Here is a 16,454-nt window from a genome sequence, read left to right as displayed (position 1 = left end):
CGCTCCATTTCGATTGTCGATAGTATGTCTTTTATCTTAGTGATTATTAGCGAGTGGGTCAATGCTTGTTTGTGAAAAAAACAAGTGGCCGGCTTTAAACTTCAATTGATTTATGTTAAACTTCTTGAGTTATGAGTCAATTCCCGATAGGATTCACGAACCCAGTGAAGCTGCCTTGTAACCGAATGACTGCGAGATTATCGGTCAACTCGCGTCAACTCAATCTAGGGGGAATATCCATTGCAAGAAAGACATTTATTTACTTCAGAATCTGTTTCTGAAGGACATCCTGATAAGATCGCTGATCAAATCAGTGACGCTATTTTGGACGCTATGCTGACCCAAGACCCAGATTCACGAGTGGCGTGTGAAACGTCCGTGACGACGGGTTTAGTACTGGTCTTTGGTGAAGTTTCAACCAAGGCTTACGTTGATATTCAAAAGATCGTCCGGGATACCATTAAGCGGATTGGCTACACAGATGGTCAATACGGCTTTGATGGTGACAATTGTGCCGTGCTAGTAGCTATCGATGAACAATCACCCGACATTGCCCAAGGGGTTGATGACTCCTTAGAAACGCGTTCTGGTGATGCTGATCCACTGGACCAAATTGGTGCTGGGGACCAGGGGTTAATGTTTGGTTACGCTGTTGACGAAACGCCACAGTTGATGCCTCTTCCAATTACCCTGAGCCATGCCTTAATGCAACGGATTGCGATGTTGCGGAAGACAGGGGCCATTGATTATCTGCGGCCAGATGCCAAGACTGAAGTGACGGTCGAGTATGACGAAAACAACAAGCCTATGCGAGTAGACACTGTTGTTCTGAGTACCCAACACGATCCCGAAGCTTCCTTGGATCAAATTCGTCAAGATGTTATTGAACAAGTGATTAAGCCCACGATTCCAGCCGAATTGTTAGATGATAAGACGAAGTACTTTATCAATCCAACCGGTCGGTTCGTTATTGGTGGCCCTCAAGGTGACGCCGGTTTAACCGGTCGAAAGATCATCGTGGATACCTACGGTGGTGCTGCCCATCATGGTGGTGGTTGCTTCTCAGGTAAGGATGCTACGAAGGTTGACCGTTCTGCTAGCTACGCGGCGCGTTACATCGCAAAGAATATCGTTGCTGCTAAGTTGGCCACTGAATGTGAGGTCCAAATTGCCTACGCGATTGGTGTAGCCGAACCGGTCTCGGTTTCTATCAATACCTTTGGAACGGGTAAGGTTACCGAAAGCAAGTTAGCCGAAGCCGTTCGGAAATTCTTTGATTTACGTCCAGCCGGCATCATTGAAATGTTAGATCTTAAGCGGCCAATTTACGAACAAACCGCCGCATACGGCCACTTTGGTCGGACCGACATTGACTTGCCTTGGGAAAAATTGGACAAGGTTGATGCTTTACAAAAATTTTGCAAGTAAGCGTTAATTAATTTAGCGGTTCACGTGTTCCGGTGCCCGATGGGTGCCGGAATTTTTGTTCGTAAGGATACTGGCAGCAAAAATTAACCGTCGTAATCACTTGAAATTTTAACGGAGGCCATTGATAATTAAATTATTACTGACTTAATCAGAAATTGGGGAGTAGCGGTCTTGGCTACTCAGAAACGTTGTGTGGTGGGGCCAACGACAGGAGGAAATTATGTCTAAGAAACAAACAAACGTCGGGGTTGTAACCGGCGCCGTCTTTGTCGCGACCTTCATGTCGGCCGTCGAGGGGACGATTGTCTCCACTGCAATGCCCACCATTGTTGGTGATCTTCATGGAGTGGCTCTGATGAACTGGGTGTTTTCCATCTTCTTATTGACCAATGCACTGGCAACTCCCATTTATGGCAAGCTCGCTGATACGGTTGGTCGTAAACGAGTGTTTTTGATTGGTTTGTTGATCTTTATTGTAGGCTCAACCCTATCGGGAATGTCACATAGTATGGCAACGCTGATTGCTTGGCGAGCCCTGCAAGGAATTGGTGCTGGGGCAATCATGCCCGTATCCTTTACCATATTAGCCGATATTTACCCCGTAGAGAAGCGGGCTCGGGTCATGGGACTCAATGGGTCGGCCTGGGGAATCGCTGCCGTTGTGGCGCCATTATTGGGTGGATTCATCGTTGACCATTTGAGTTGGCATTGGATCTTCTTTATTAATATCCCAATTGGCATTGTCACGATGGCTTTGATCTGGTTCTTCTTGTTTGAAACCATGGATCGTAAGCCCTTTACAATGGACTGGGGTGGTTGTCTTTGGTTATCCGTCGGGTTATTACTGATGATGCTGACCTTCCAGCTATTGGGAGAAGGTCAGTTGAACCTGATGTGGGTCGTTGGTGGCTTCATTCTGGCAATTATCGCGTTTGGCCTGTTTATTCGGCAGGAGAAACGCGTGGTCGATCCACTAATTCCAATGACGTTATTTACCGATCGCACCTTCGTTATCCAAAACTTGATTGCCGCACTGTTAAGTGGTTTTATCATGGGGTTTGAAGTGTACTTGCCGACTTGGACGCAAGGGTTGCTGGGCCTACCAGCTTCACAAGCGGGATTCGCGATTACGCCAAGTTCTTTGATGTGGATTGTGGGGTCGTTCGTCGCGGGAAAGTTGTTACTGAGTCGATCGCCGTATCAAATTGTGAATATTAGTTTGATACTAGTTACAGTTGGCGCTGTGGCCATGGCGGTTGCACCGGTTAGCACACCGTTCTGGACATTCTTCGTCATCGCCGCGATCTGTGGGACCGGTTTTGGGATCACCATCACCACGACGACAGTGACCGTTCAGAGCCAGGTAGACGTTGATGAAGTGGGGGTGGCTACCTCGTTTAACACGTTAGCCCGAACCCTGGGGCAGACGGTGATGGTCTCAATCTTTGGGATTATTATGAACGTGGCCATGACTCGTGGAGTGGCGGAACATTCCGGGACGACCATGGGGATGATGAATCAGTTGATTAATCCGCAGAAGGCTAAGTCGTTGCCGAGTCACTTATTACCTACGTTGCATGGCATTTTGTATCAAGGTCTGCATGCGATCTTTATCGCGGGAGTTATCCTGATTGCCATTTCCTTTATGGTGAACTGGTTTGATCGTAAGAGCGGCCGTGACCTGAATGAATCAACTGACTAATTTTATACATGGTGCATGTAGATACGTTATAATAGGTTCATGATGAGAAGTGGAGGCGATGGAAATGTTCGAAAGAAATCATGCTCGGTATGCTAGCTACGGAACGGTAGCTGCCTTACCAGGGGAGATGATCGATGCCGTTTGGCGGATCATTGACCATGACCTCCAAGGTTTCTTCCCGTTGAGTAATCTGTTAACCTTTGAGTTGCAGAATAAAGACGGTAAGGCCACTTATGAGTATGTTCAGGCTGACGAATCCGAAGGGACCTTGCGCATTGGGTTCGATACGGAGTTCGCTTTTACGACAACCTTACCGGAAAAGGTGTTGGCCTATGACGATGGTGACAGCCAAATTATCTTGCTACCGTCGGAAACTATTGATGAATAAAAAAATCGCTGGCCAACTGGTCAGCGATTTTTATTTGGTTAAACGGTAGCGTCAGAACGAATGTCCTTCAAGGCATCGTCGATTTGAGCCAAGACAAGTTCAGTGTTACCCGGAACGTCGAGGTCATATTTTTGCAAGTCAATCTTGATCTTAGGACTGATATCGAAGTTTTCGAACCACCCCTGGTAGGCCGTCCACATTTTTTTGTAGTAGGATTCCAATTCTGGATTATCATCGAATTGTTCGTAATCCCGACCACGTTTCTTAATCCGGTGAAGGATTGTATCAAAGTCAGCATCGGCATAAACCAATAAGTCCGGTGCCTTCTTTGGTAGTTCGTCGAGTTCGGTCATCATGTTGTCCAGAAGATTTAAGTAGACTTCCAGTTCGGTATCCGTGATGTTACCTTCGGCGTTGTTCTCACGAGTGAAGAGTGCATCTTCGTAGATGGAACGGTCTAAGACGTTGTTGTCGTCCGCTAGCGCTCGCTTAATCATACTAAAACGCTTGTTCAAAAAATAGATTTGAAGTAAGAATCCATATTGCTTTGGATCCCGGTAGTATAGCGGCAATACCGGGTTGTCACCAACGGGTTCAAAGAATGCTTGAGTACCCAAGTGCGATGCAATCTTTCCAGTTAAGGTCGTTTTACCGACACCGATCATTCCAGCTGTAATTATCACCATGATAGCCCCTCTTTTATTCAAAATACAAGATATAGTGTACCATAAAAAAACCAGCTACCACATCTACTTAGCAGAAAAATATCAGCCCATTTCGTTAACTTTGGCCATTGCGGTATAATGGAGCCATGAGAGACAACGGATTGGGAGGTTATTGCTTATGGAAAATGCAGTTGTTTTTTTTGATTTAGATGGCACGTTGTTCGACGATGAGAAACATGTTTTACCCGCGAGCATTGCGGCCATTCACGAGATGCAACAACATCATATTCTACCAGTTATTGCCACAGGAAGAAACATTTTTGAAATTCAGTATGTCCTCGATGCCACCAATATCGATGCGGTCGTCAGTGCCAATGGTAGCTACGTCCAGTATCAAGGGCAACGGTTATCGGCCGCAGTGCTCGACAAAGATGTCTTAACGGCCGTGACCAAATTCGCCAATGAACAGGGAGACCCGGTTGGCTATTTTAATAATCAAGGCTTTCGATTAAGTCAGGCGAACACTGACACGACCGATAACTTTAAGCTATTACGCTTGAATCCGGTCGTCGATCCGGATTGGTATCTCAACCACGACATTAACTTTTTAAATGTCTTTAATCGCAATAAGGAACAGTTATATCAAGAGAAATTTGCCGGATCGCTGAGCTTTGTTCGTAACAATCCGCGGGCATTGGACACGATGTTAACCGGGATTACTAAACAAACGGGTATTAGAACATTTTTGAAAGAGGCCGGCCTCAGCGGGGCAAAAACATACGCTTTCGGGGATGGCTTCAATGATTTGCAAATGTTTGACGAAGTTGACGTGCCGATCGCAATGGGGAATGGGGTCTTTCAGGCCAAGCATCAAGCGGCCTATGTCACGGGGACGAATACCACTGATGGCATTGTCACCGGTTTGCAGCACTTTGGATTAATTAAATAATTTTAGATATTAAAAAACTTCCGGCGTGCAAACCGGAAGTTTTTTTAGTAACCTGAATTAGTTATCTAACTTGGCCTTGATATTGGCTAGGGTAACGGCAGCGGTGTTACTGAAGACCATGTCAGCAGCGGCCAATTCCGTGGCATCTCCAATACCGACGGATGTTTCACCGGCGGCATTGATCGCAGCCACACCAGCAGCGGCATCTTCCACCCCAATGCATTGTTCCGGCTTCAGATTAAGCAGCGCAGCGCCTTTGGTGTAGATTTCTGGATCGGGCTTGCCATGAGTTAGGCTAGCCGGATCAACGACCTTCGGGAAGTAGTCGGCCAATTCTAGTTTATCCAAGACTCGCGGCGCATTCTTGGACGCAGAAGCCAATGAAAGTTGGTAACCATTGGCCCGCAGGCCGTCGAGAAAGTCTTTCATCCCGGGTAGAATGTTGGCGGGGGTCATTTTGTTCACTTCGGCAATGTAGTTCGTGTTCTTTTGGGTAGCCAGCTTTTCCTTTTCGGCATCGGAAAAGTCGTTTGCCTTACCACCGGCCTTAAGAATCATTTCAAGTGAATCCATGCGGCTAATGCCCTTCAAGGCATTGCCAAGTTTAGTACTCCAGGTAATGTCCAGGGAATCGGCTAATTGGTGCCAAGCATTTCCGTGAAGAATGGAGGTGTCAGTGATGACACCATCGAGGTCGAAAACGAATCCTTTAATATCAGCAAATTTTGTCATAAAAAGCACTCCTTTAATAAGTAATGGTGACGGGCTCATTGGGTTTTAAGTCGACGGATTTCGTCATAACTTTCAGCGTCGTCGCCTGGTCCGCAGTGACGGTGATTTGATGATGAGTGATTTCAAAGGTGTATCGGATTCCCCGGATCAACTGCTTGAAGGCAATTTGATTCCAGCCGTGGGGCAGGTGCGGGGTGATGGTTAACTTAGACGCCAGGCTATCGATCCCAGCGTAGTAGCGGGTGGCCAAGAACGTCACGGCTCCCATGACCCCCAGGTGAATTCCCTCGGCAGTGGTCCCGCCCTGAATGTCGTAATAATCCGACAGTAGGGCTTGGGAGAAGAATTGCCAGGATTGGTCCATGTTACCAGCCATCGCGGTTAGAGCGGCATATACGACCCGTGACAGGGTGGATCCGTGGGTGGTCCGATCAAGATAGAATTGCAGGTTCTTGAGCAGGGCGCCTTTTGGTAATGAATAGCCCAGCTGAGTCATAAGAGATTCAACCTCGGTAGCATCTAAGCTATAGAAAGCCATCAAGGCATCGGCTTGCTTGGCCACTTGATAGGCATCGGGGCTCTTGCCTTCGGCTTTTAAGATGCGGTCCATCCGTGAAATGTCGCCGTACTTTTGGCGATACTTTTGAAAATCAAGGGTTGGTAGCTTGAAGTAGCCCTCAAATTGTCCAATGATAGCATCATCGTTCAGGTCTAATTTAAGATGATGACTGATGTCGTGGACCTGTTTAATGTCGGCCGAGGTGAAGGTAGTCTTAGTATCAATAGCCTTCAGGGCAGCGGTTGGTTGCTGGTCGCGAATAGCTGTCAACTGATTAAATAGCCAGGTTACCATGAGATTGGTGTAGGCGTTGTTGGCGAGGCCCGTCGACGAGGCATTGGGATAGTTTTCATGAAATTCATCTGGTCCCATGACCTCGTCGATGGTGTAGCGCTTCGTCTTACCGTCGTACTTAGCTTTGCTAATCCAGAACTTGGTAATTTCTTGCAGCATTTCTAACCCATACTTTTGCATGAAGTCTTCATCGCCGGAGATTCGGCAATACATGATCACATTGTAGGCAATTGCCAGGGAAACGTGGCGTTGGAGAGAGGAGTAATCCGGGTCCCAGGTGTTGGTTAAGGGATTCAGGTGGACCGTTTGCGATTGTTCATCGCCGGTCGTTCCGGATTGCCACGGGTACATGGCGCCATCGTAGCCGGCGTCAGCCGCATTCTGCTTGGCTGCTGGTAGGCGTCGGTAACGATACAGTAGGAGTTGCCGAGTTAATTCGGGATCGTGAAGTGTGAACACGGGCAGATCAAACATTTCATCCCAGAACACGTGACCACGGTAAGCTTCGCCATCGAGTCCCCGAGCGTTGATCGAGGCATCAATCTTACCCGATGAAATGGCTTGAACCGCCGAGAAGAGATGGTATAAGTTGACCCGCATTAATTTTTGACTCGTCATATCCTGTTCAATTTGGATATCCATGTCAGCCCAGCGACTTTGCCAGTACTTGGTACTGCTGCGAAGCGTGTCTTCAAAACTGGCCAGTTGGCTTTCCTTAGCAGCATGTTCCAGTAGGTCGCCATGAGTTTCTCGGCTTGTGAATAGGACGACAATTTTTTCAAAGGTATAAGTTTGGTTGGCTTGAACGTCAATCGTTCGCATTTGTCGAGCTTGTTGATCGGCATGGGGGAATTGTGCGTCTGGTAGCGTGAGGGCCTGACCGGCACCCGTGAGACGGGAACCTAAGACTAGGTCAACCTTCGAAGACCGTGTTTGGCCTTCAAGAAAGATAGCATCGGCGTTTTGGCTGGTCCCGGTAACCTTGACATGGTGTTGATCGAAGGCCCGGTAGCGTTCGACGTTATCATTAATAACACTGCCATCGATGGCCGAATAGATTTGAACCGTCCCTGAGAAGTTTAATGGCGTGAGGCGGTATTGAATGCCGAGTCGGTGCCAGTGCTTAAAGTCAGCCAACTTTTTGGTTTCAATCTGTAGCGAATGGCCCGTTGAGAGTTGCACCAGCATAGTCGTGGTCAGAACCCCGGTGTGTAGGTCGAGGCTACGATAAATATCTTGAATATCGGCGGCTTTAATTTGAAATGGTGGTTGATGGTCGACACCGAACGACAAGGATTGAGCATTAGGCAAATTAACTAGATCTTCGTTCTTAACGTTGCGGCCGTTTAGATTGGTTGTGAGTTGGTCGTAGAGACCAGCGGTATACATGCCAGGATAGTTGTCCGCATCGGCATGAGCCTCAGTGTATGCACCCCGTAAACCAAAGAAACCGTTGCCAACCGTTAGCATTGCCTCTTGTCCGTAATTGCGTTTGCCGGTGTACTGACCGTAGTAGTCCAAGTGCCAGGTTAAATAGTCTCGCTTGGTATTCAGGGCAGCCTTAATGCCTGCTTTACCGATACTTTGACGACTGACCACGGGAATATTCAGCATATTAGCTATCGCTAGACCAATATCGATGCGTTGGTGATTAATCCCAACGACCGTATCGGAAAAGGGATAACTTAAGGCGTTATCCACGATCCCACCGTCGACATCAAGGCCGGCGAGTTTGGTGCGTAGGTTCTCGAGATTTTCACCAATTGTCTGTTCAGGGTTATACGTAATAATAAATTGCCGCTGCGTGGGACTGTCAGTCGGTTGATAATTAACCTCGAGTGAATCGTCTAAAACATGTAGCGTGATTAATTTCAAACTTCCTCATCATCCTTCCTGCTAACAATTAAAAGTTCATTCATTTCTAATTCTAGGGGACATGACGGTCGAACGCAATTATTCACGTTGAAAATCATAAAAAATTGCTACGTTATAATTGTTGTTATGGCGGAAATGCAACCGATTGCAGAATTGTTAGGCGAGCTCATCGTTTACTAAAAATGAATTTAAAAAAGTGTTCGCCATTTTGTGACGGACACTTGGAAGACAATTTAATTGACGATGTACAAAGGGGCATCGTTGTTGGCAACCCGGACGGCATTGTTGGCAACAATATCGGCCATGGCGTCACGAGCTTCAACGGTTGCGTTGCCAATATGTGGCGTTAGGATCACGTTATCCAAGGCCTTGAAGCCATCGGCAACGTTGGGTTCTGCTTCGTAGACATCCAGTGCCGCACCACTGATAGCGTGAGTATGTAAGGCTGTCAGTAGGGCGGCCTCATCGATGACGGGGCCCCGAGCGGCATTGATCAAGACCGCATTCGATTTCATATCAGCGAAGGCGGTGGCACCAATCAGATGATGAGTGGCCTCATTCAAGGGACAATGTAGGGTGACCACGTCGCTCGTCTTAATCAGTTCGGGTAGATCCACATATTTTGCCGGGATTGCGGCCGCGACGTCATCTGCCAAGGGATGGCGTTGTGTGTAGATGATGTGCATGTCAAACGCCGCCATGCGTTTAGCAACGGCTTGGCCAATCTGGCCCATGCCAACGATCCCTAAGGTTTTTCCAGCCAATTCGTGTCCCAGGAAGAACAGTGGTGACCAACCAGAAAAGCCGACGCCCCGCATCAACCGATCGCCTTCCATCATTCGGTGTGACAAGCTGATGATGAGGCCCGTGGTCACTTCGGCGGTAGAAGTAGTCGAAACTCCCGGTGTATTTGTGACGGGAATCCCTTTTTGGCGGGCATAGACTGTATCGATGTTGTTAAATCCGGCCCCGTAGTTTGCAATCAGCTTCAATTGTGGGTCAGCGTCAATGACTTCTGCGTCGACGTGGGTTGATAGTGGTGTAATTAAGAAGTCCTTGCCGGGAATGCGCTGCAGTAATTCTGTCTTGGTAATCAAGCCCTCGCCAGAATAACTATCAACCGCCAATCCGGCGTCCTTTAGGATGGCTAAGGCCTTCGTCGGGATTGGTGCCGTGACTAATACTTGCTTCATAAACGGTCACTCCTTTAATAGATTTAAACTCAGTTCAATTGTAACCGTTTCCAGAAGTGAACGCACCCATCTCGTCACTTTCCTTCGAATAACGGGGGTAAACGTGGTAAGATTTGACATATGTGATTGACAGGGAAGGAGCATTGCTTGTGAAGATGTTTAAGGCTTGGTTGTGGATGATTCCACTATCTACGTTAATCATCGGCCTAACCATTTGGTTAATGGTGACCTGGGCCAAGTTAATCTGGTTAAAAGTACTGATTGGTCTGGTGGGAATGATCGCGGCGACGGTAGCCGACTTAGCCGCGCTTTGGCTGACTTGGGGACGCTATCGTCCTATGACAACGGAAAAAGATGACCTTGCTGATGAAAAAACGACACAAAAAAAGCCATTACGATAAGTCGCAATGGCCAAAGAGTAAGGTTACAACATAATTGGGGGATTATGTTGTAAAAAATTTCATCTACTTTGGGGGAGTAAAATGAAATCTGTCTGTTGAATGAGGACAGAAACCTCACGAACAAGTAAAAGTTTCCTTAAACATGCCCGCAACCATATAGTACCGCACATTTTATGAAATTGCTATCAAAAAATATATAATAACTGGACGTCAAAGTTACTAACTAATGGAAAGCGCGGGCTGATGGGATCGGCTACTTTGACCATGTTAGTAAGGTTGGACAACAAAAAGGGAAGGAACGAACAATTGAAGACTAAATTATGGAAAATCGGTGGTTTTAGCGGTTGGGGATGGGTCATGATTCTCTTGGTGCTATTAAATTTCGTTCAGCTACCGACGATGTTTCTGAAGCAGGGGTCGACTTGGCAGCTGGTTGGCTGGTGTGTTCTTTATATTGTGGGATTTGTTTTGACTGCATTCATCGGTTTCTGGGCCTGGCGTCATTTTCGTCCTCGGCCGTGGCAACGGCTAACCGGCAAAGACTGGTGGTTGATGGTTCGAGCCTATGGGTTCATCTTATTAGTGGAAGCCGTTTTGGGAATCGTGAATAGCCTGCTTTATCATGAAACGAGTACGGCCAATAACCAGGCCATCTCACAAATCATGGGTCGGAGTTCATTGACCATGATCATGTTAAGCATCACGGTGGTTCTAGCATCACCAGTGGTGGAGGAGCTCACTTTCAGAGGGGTTTTACTTGACGGCTGTTTCTCACAGAAGTCATTTTGGTTGCCAGTCATGATTAGTGGGGCGGTATTCTCGATCCCTCATATGAGTGATAATCCGGTTAGCTGGGTCATCTATGCAGTGATGGGGGGCACCTTTGCCTATGTTTACCGTAAGACGGACAAGCTGCAGAGTACGATTATCCTTCACGCATTTAATAACCTGATCGCAGTAGGGTTGATGCTACTTAGTCTTAAAATCAAATAGGAAGTAATCGAAAAAAGGCTCGCAATTCAATGTACTAGTCCCTGTCAAGTTGACAGATGAAATACTATAATTTTAGCGTCTTTACTCAAGCGGCCTCACCACGGTATTCAACCGCGGTGGAGCCGTTTCTTTGTGCTGTGCGATCGATGTAGTTGAAGTAGTAAATGCCTTCCTCGATGAGCCTAATTAGCTCTTCCCTAGTCTTAGGCAATGGATGGCTGTCCAACCAGTTTGACTTGAATTCGTTCCACCAACGCTCCATTGGAGCGTTATCGTACGGTGTTCCTGGTCGTGACATACTCCGAATAACTTTGTGTTCGGTCATCAGGCTATTAAAGTCCTTGGAAGTGTATGCCGAGCCACGGTCCGTATGGACAAATTGGATGAGCTTCTCCAGCTTTGTTGAAAGCTCGTTTGAAGGTCTCAATCATTGCGTCACTAGTTTCAGTGACGCTCAGATTGTAAGATAAAAGGTACCTGCCATGTAGATCAAGTACCCCACATAAACGGGCCTTGTACTCGCCATTGATACCATAATGAACCTCAGTGGCGTCCGATAGCCACACTTCATTTGGTTTAGTTGTCATATTAAACCGCTGGTTTAATACGTTATCTCGCAATTCTTGTTCAGCTTGCTTCACATGATGATGTTTCTTCACTCTACTTTGACACTTGAGATGGAGGAGGGTCATAAGCCGCTTAACACGCTTAGGGGAGACATAAAAGTTGAGTTCCGTATCATGGTCGAGGTAAATTTTCAGTTTTCCTGCAGCAATTCTTTGCCGATGCTTGTTGAAATGCAGAAGTACCTTTTGTTTGAGTAACGTTTCTTGTTGCTCCCAAGGGGTTTCTTCACGATGAAGCCATTGATTAAATGCTTGGCGAGATAGACCCACTTTTCGAAGGATAATGGCTTGGGCTCCATGAATCAGTGGACCGAGTTCCTGGATCGTCTGGAATACTAATTTATGTTGGGCGTTCACTCCTTGTTCTGTAGTTCTCGGAATTTTTTTGCGAAGAACTCCATTACCTCCTGTTCCTTGAGCTGGGACTTTAGTTGACGATTCTCTAACTTTAGACGTTCAACCTCAGTCATCTCTTCAATTGGTTTAGTGCGTCCACGCCTATCCTTTAATGTCTTATAGCCACCATCTTTAGATTTGAGAACCCAGGATCTTACCTGTTGGTAAGAAACGTTGAAGTGTTCAGCTGCTTGAGAGTACGAATGCTTTCCAGCCGTGACGTACTCCACAATCTTAATTCGTTCTTCGAATGTCGTTTTACGACTCATAATGCGGACCTGCCTTCTTGACGGCGTAGCCGTCAATGATTTATTGGTCCCATTATACTGGAATTTATTGATCCAGTCGCGAAGTTGCTTAGTGCTCCTCAATCCAAAACGATTACGAATTTCAGCTAAACTATCCTTGCCATTTAGATACGTTTCTACGGCTTGTCGTTTGGCCTCTTCACTGTAACGTGTCCAGCTGTGACGTTCTTCTAGGCCGTCGAGGCCTTCACGTTTGTAGTGTTCCTTCCAGGTCCGAATAGTAGAGCGATGAATACCGTGTCGCTCAAGGTATTTGGCTCTGGTTAGGTTGGTCTGTGATAGACCAGTTAAAATATCAAGCTTCTCCATAGCTGTAAATCTAGTTCTAGGCATAGAAAAATCCCCTTAAAGTTAACAGATGAATTATAGTATTTCATCTATCAACCTTAAGGGGACTATTGCACAAGAAGAATTGCGAGCCTTTTATAAAGAAGCCCTAAATACGCTTATCGACTTCCTTAGCAATCTTACGTTGGTTGCTGACGTCATCCAGTTGTTGTTTGACCGTCACCAATTCGGTCATCATAATGTTGATTTCATCATCGGACATGCCTAACAGTGACTGGCACTGACCAATTCGCGTGTAGACTTCGTCACGCTTAGCCGCTGCCATATCAGTAAGATGAATGAGTACTTGACGTTCGTCTGTCCGACTCCGGACCCGTTCAACCCAACCTTGTTTTTCCAAACGTTTTAACAGAGGGGTCAACGTTCCGCTGTCGAGTTCAAGCCGATCGCCCAATTGATGAACGGTGAGTGGGGCATCTTCCCACAAGACTAAGAGGGCAATATATTGAGGGTAAGTTAACCCAAAGGGTGCCAGGGCACTCTGATAAAAGTGATTAAACTTCTTACTAGCAGAATAAATGGAGAAACAGAGTTGTTCGTCCAACAGTACTGGTGAAACTTTTGACATGGCACAGGCCTCCTTTCAATTACTTTCGAGAGTATTGTATACAATTAAATTGCCACTTGCAAGCCAAAGCTTCCATAACCCTGTCGAATAAAAAGACAACAAAATTTGGTTGTGTGACAATTATGACGAATCGTAACCATAGGCTAATTATATAGCAACTACATCTGTAAGTTCAATAATTATTGATAAAATGAGTTTTCATTGCTAGTAACGATTGTTGGGATTAGGCACTTGTCGCCCCTATGATCAATTATGGCCTTGAAACGCAGCCGCGATCTGTCGGTGATCGGAATTACCTGATTTTGTGATTTATACATAAATTATGTGAGTGACAGTTTGACATAAATGGATAAAATGATTTAAAATTTTAAAAGTTTTTTTGATTGGGTCGTTAGTCTTTTAGAAAATCGTCGAGCGGGATTTTCATGTGAAATGATATTGTGAAAACGTATTAGGACAAAGGATTAGGTAGAACATTGTGAGTAATTATCTCTATCGATTACCTTATAATGGGAACAATTATAATCTGTGGTTAATACCAAAAAACGAATCCAGCAAAAATGGTTGCTCCCATGTACATTTTATCTTGATATTTAAATTAAAGGTAGTACAATGAACTTGTAAAGAAGTTATCCACATTTACGAATGTGTGAGGAAACAATTCAACTAGAAAATATGGATGACTAGCGTCACAAACATAAACCGATAGACAAAACTATTAGCAAATCGTTCGGGCTATACACTTACTAGGGAAGCTTCATTATTCAAGAGGAGGAAGCTATCATGACTAACAATTACATCGGAGAAACTAAAACGCATTTCAAGAGTTACAAGGCAGGCAAACGCTGGGTTTTCGCTGGCATCACAGTTTTGGCTGTTAGTTTAGGCTTAGCGGGAGTCGATGTTACGGCAAATGCCGCGACGGTTGATGGCAACACTGTTACTAGTAGCGACGTCATTAACAAGGATGCTAGTGGTCAGAAGCCTGCTGAGAATGGTGACGTTGTGAATGGTGGTGTCAAGGGTGACACTAACACCAAGACTGACACTGATACTGACACTAAGACTAACACTGATACTGGCACCAAGACTGACACTAACACCAAGACTGACACTAATACTGACACTGGTACGAAGATTGATAATCACATCAATACTGATAAAGACGCTGGTAATAAGGGAACTGGTGCTGGGACAACGACGACTGATAATAATGATAAAATGTTGCGTACCACTCGTGAAGCTGCACCAGTTAAGAAGTATACTGCCGATGAAATTGTATGGAAGAATGCTGAAGAATGGATGCCAGATGCTTCCTTACGGCAAGCGGTCGAAGCAAGCTTCTTACAGGCATATTCAAGTAAATACCAAATTGATGATACGACGATTTGGAACTGGACGAATGTTCCGCTAAACTTATACGATGATATGACTACGACCCCAATTAAGAGTCTGGAAGGTCTACAATACTTCACTAATATTACGGGTGTCAGTTTACAAAACTCGAGTATCACTCCAGCTGGAATGATTAGCTTCGCCAACTCTCCACAAATGGGATCCTTTTTCCTCGATGACATTAACGATGCTGGGCTGCTGTCCGATTGGGGCATGACGGCTGACGAGTTTGTGCAAAATTACTTAAGTGGTAACAAAGCCTTGCAAACGCTGCAAGTTAGCGATATTCACTTGACAGGGACCCTGCCTAATCTGCAAGGCTTCGACAAATTACTTTACGCCAACTTTGCAGAAAATGACTTAACTGGTAGCATTCCAGATTACAGTTACTTACCAGTACTGTGGAACTTGAGTGCTTGGACTAACCAATTGAGTGGTAGCATTCCAGATACCCATTCTTGGAAAGAATTTACGACCTTACGGGTTGGTGGCAACAACTTTACTGGAGACTTACCAGATGTTACCAACCTGGATAGCCTACAATACAATAACAACCACATTACGACTGGTCTCGCACCAATGGGTAATGGCATTGCCTTCGATGGTACAGGTCAAGGCTTGACCGGGGACGACATCGTTCTCACGAATAACCACAATAGCTTTAACCCAGTTAGTGGAGTCATCAACGGGGTTAAGGATGCCGCTACGAATGCTCCAGTGACGAATGTGTCCTACACTTTGGGGAATTTAACCGGAAATATGAAGGTGGCATACTCCGCAGACAAGCCAGCCGATAATATCAAAGCCCACGCAACTTGGGCCGCTGGACAAACCGACGCTTCTAACTTGTTCACGGTTTCCAAGGACGCTGATGGGGTGTTGGGCTTCAAGCTCACCGCTAGCAAGGATACGCCAAACGGTTATTACTTAATTAAGCTGGTTTCACCAGATTCCGGCTACTCCGCTTGGGTAACCTTCCAAGTCGACAACAAGATGACGACCAACCCGGTCAATCCAGTTAACCCAGTTGATCCAACACCAGGTACCACGACTGGTACGGTCACGGTTGTCAGTGTTGACCATGATGGCAACGTCATTGGCAAGAAGGTTATGACTGGTGCGCTTGGTGATAGTTTCACCGCCAACGCTGATCCAATCGACGGCTACAAGGTCGATGGCAATGGTTCCGTAACAGGCACTTACAGCAATGATGGTCAAACGATTACTTTTACCTACAGTAAGTTAGAAAATGCTGGGGACGGTGCCACGATTGACACGGGGGCTGACCATGGTGGCGCTGCCGATAAGGTTGTCGCAACTAAAGCTGGTAACAATGGCGGCAAGGCGGTTAACTTGAGTACTGGTGCCGCAGCCGCTAAGGTATCGGTCAAGAGCGATGCTAAGAAGAACACAACGGTTGATTTGAAGAGCGCAGCCGCTAACAAGGCAACCTTGCCACAAACAAACGGTAAGCAATCCATGGGTCTAATTGCCTTAGGATTGAGTCTGTTATTCGCTACTCTCGGCTTGGCAGGGGGGACCTCCAAGCGTCACAATTAATCAAGTTTGAGGCAAGACGAAAGGTTGGGATGATCTTCCAACCTTTTTTTGTTCTCCAAGTGACTTAGGCTGGG

15 protein-coding genes and 1 riboswitch are annotated in these 16,454 nt (G+C 46.1%); of the genes, 7 read left to right on the top strand and 8 right to left on the bottom strand.

Going from position 1 to position 16,454, the window contains the following annotated elements:
• Positions 1-124: 124 nt before the first annotated feature.
• A riboswitch (SMK box riboswitch) is annotated at positions 125-243 on the top strand.
• The 3 genes from metK to LSE01S_RS05000 all read left to right on the top strand — a co-directional run bounded on the left by metK (position 241) and on the right by LSE01S_RS05000 (position 3,518).
• Complete coding sequence (gene metK / locus LSE01S_RS05010; RefSeq protein ID WP_061776531.1) at positions 241-1,428, top strand: methionine adenosyltransferase; 1,188 nt, start codon at positions 241-243, stop codon at positions 1,426-1,428. It overlaps the preceding riboswitch by 3 nt.
• 220 nt (positions 1,429-1,648) lie before the next feature.
• Positions 1,649-3,130, top strand: a complete 1,482-nt coding sequence (locus LSE01S_RS05005) for an MDR family MFS transporter (RefSeq protein ID WP_061776530.1) — start codon at positions 1,649-1,651, stop codon at positions 3,128-3,130.
• Positions 3,131-3,194: 64 nt separating this feature from the next.
• Complete coding sequence (locus LSE01S_RS05000) at positions 3,195-3,518, top strand: DUF960 domain-containing protein (RefSeq protein ID WP_061776529.1); 324 nt, start codon at positions 3,195-3,197, stop codon at positions 3,516-3,518.
• Positions 3,519-3,556: 38 nt separating this feature from the next.
• Here LSE01S_RS05000 and LSE01S_RS04995 read toward each other — a convergent pair whose 3' ends face one another.
• Positions 3,557-4,204, bottom strand: coding sequence for a deoxynucleoside kinase (locus LSE01S_RS04995; RefSeq protein WP_061776528.1), 648 nt, complete (start codon positions 4,202-4,204; stop codon positions 3,557-3,559).
• A gap of 157 nt (positions 4,205-4,361) precedes the next feature.
• Between LSE01S_RS04995 and LSE01S_RS04990 the strand changes: the two genes are divergently transcribed.
• Positions 4,362-5,132, top strand: coding sequence for a Cof-type HAD-IIB family hydrolase (locus tag LSE01S_RS04990; RefSeq protein ID WP_061776527.1), 771 nt, complete (start codon positions 4,362-4,364; stop codon positions 5,130-5,132).
• A gap of 57 nt (positions 5,133-5,189) precedes the next feature.
• Here the strand turns inward: LSE01S_RS04990 and pgmB are convergent, their stop codons facing one another.
• The 3 genes from pgmB to LSE01S_RS04975 form a co-directional block, all read right to left on the bottom strand.
• Positions 5,190-5,864, bottom strand: coding sequence for a beta-phosphoglucomutase (gene pgmB / locus LSE01S_RS04985; RefSeq protein ID WP_061776526.1), 675 nt, complete (start codon positions 5,862-5,864; stop codon positions 5,190-5,192).
• Between the two features lie 13 nt (positions 5,865-5,877).
• Positions 5,878-8,592 (bottom strand): glycoside hydrolase family 65 protein, encoded by a 2,715-nt coding sequence (locus LSE01S_RS04980; protein WP_061776525.1) that lies wholly within the window; start codon positions 8,590-8,592, stop codon positions 5,878-5,880.
• A gap of 233 nt (positions 8,593-8,825) precedes the next feature.
• The gene (locus LSE01S_RS04975) at positions 8,826-9,785 is read right to left on the bottom strand and encodes a 2-hydroxyacid dehydrogenase family protein (RefSeq protein WP_061776524.1); all 960 of its coding nucleotides are present in this window, start codon (positions 9,783-9,785) and stop codon (positions 8,826-8,828) included.
• A 149-nt stretch (positions 9,786-9,934) separates the two neighbouring features.
• On the opposite strand from LSE01S_RS04975, the gene LSE01S_RS04970 reads away from it, so the two are divergent.
• Positions 9,935-10,186: a hypothetical protein gene (locus LSE01S_RS04970; protein WP_061776523.1), complete on the top strand. Its 252-nt coding sequence runs from the start codon at positions 9,935-9,937 to the stop codon at positions 10,184-10,186.
• 306 nt (positions 10,187-10,492) lie between these two features.
• Entirely contained in the window at positions 10,493-11,179 is a 687-nt protein-coding gene (locus LSE01S_RS04965; protein ID WP_235808302.1) for a CPBP family intramembrane glutamic endopeptidase, read from the top strand.
• An 85-nt stretch (positions 11,180-11,264) separates the two neighbouring features.
• On the opposite strand, the gene LSE01S_RS11125 is transcribed toward LSE01S_RS04965, so the two are convergent.
• The 4 genes from LSE01S_RS11125 to LSE01S_RS04950 form a co-directional block, all read right to left on the bottom strand.
• Entirely contained in the window at positions 11,265-11,504 is a 240-nt protein-coding gene (locus tag LSE01S_RS11125) for an integrase core domain-containing protein (RefSeq protein ID WP_235808301.1), read from the bottom strand.
• A 7-nt stretch (positions 11,505-11,511) separates the two neighbouring features.
• Positions 11,512-12,162: a hypothetical protein gene (locus LSE01S_RS04960; RefSeq protein ID WP_235808300.1), complete on the bottom strand. Its 651-nt coding sequence runs from the start codon at positions 12,160-12,162 to the stop codon at positions 11,512-11,514.
• Positions 12,159-12,842: a helix-turn-helix domain-containing protein gene (locus tag LSE01S_RS04955; protein WP_061776522.1), complete on the bottom strand. Its 684-nt coding sequence runs from the start codon at positions 12,840-12,842 to the stop codon at positions 12,159-12,161. The genes LSE01S_RS04960 and LSE01S_RS04955 overlap by 4 nt, the downstream gene beginning before the upstream one ends.
• A gap of 103 nt (positions 12,843-12,945) precedes the next feature.
• The gene (locus tag LSE01S_RS04950; protein WP_061776521.1) at positions 12,946-13,425 is read right to left on the bottom strand and encodes a MarR family winged helix-turn-helix transcriptional regulator; all 480 of its coding nucleotides are present in this window, start codon (positions 13,423-13,425) and stop codon (positions 12,946-12,948) included.
• A gap of 783 nt (positions 13,426-14,208) precedes the next feature.
• Between LSE01S_RS04950 and LSE01S_RS04945 the strand changes: the two genes are divergently transcribed.
• The gene (locus LSE01S_RS04945) at positions 14,209-16,380 is read left to right on the top strand and encodes a MucBP domain-containing protein (RefSeq protein WP_061776520.1); all 2,172 of its coding nucleotides are present in this window, start codon (positions 14,209-14,211) and stop codon (positions 16,378-16,380) included.
• Positions 16,381-16,454 lie beyond the last annotated feature (74 nt).

The organism is Levilactobacillus senmaizukei DSM 21775 = NBRC 103853 (genome assembly GCF_001592085.1).
GTDB lineage: Bacteria > Bacillota > Bacilli > Lactobacillales > Lactobacillaceae > Levilactobacillus > Levilactobacillus senmaizukei.
The sequence above is the reverse complement of the archived record's forward strand: the minus strand, read 5'-3'. Positions and strand labels throughout refer to the sequence as shown.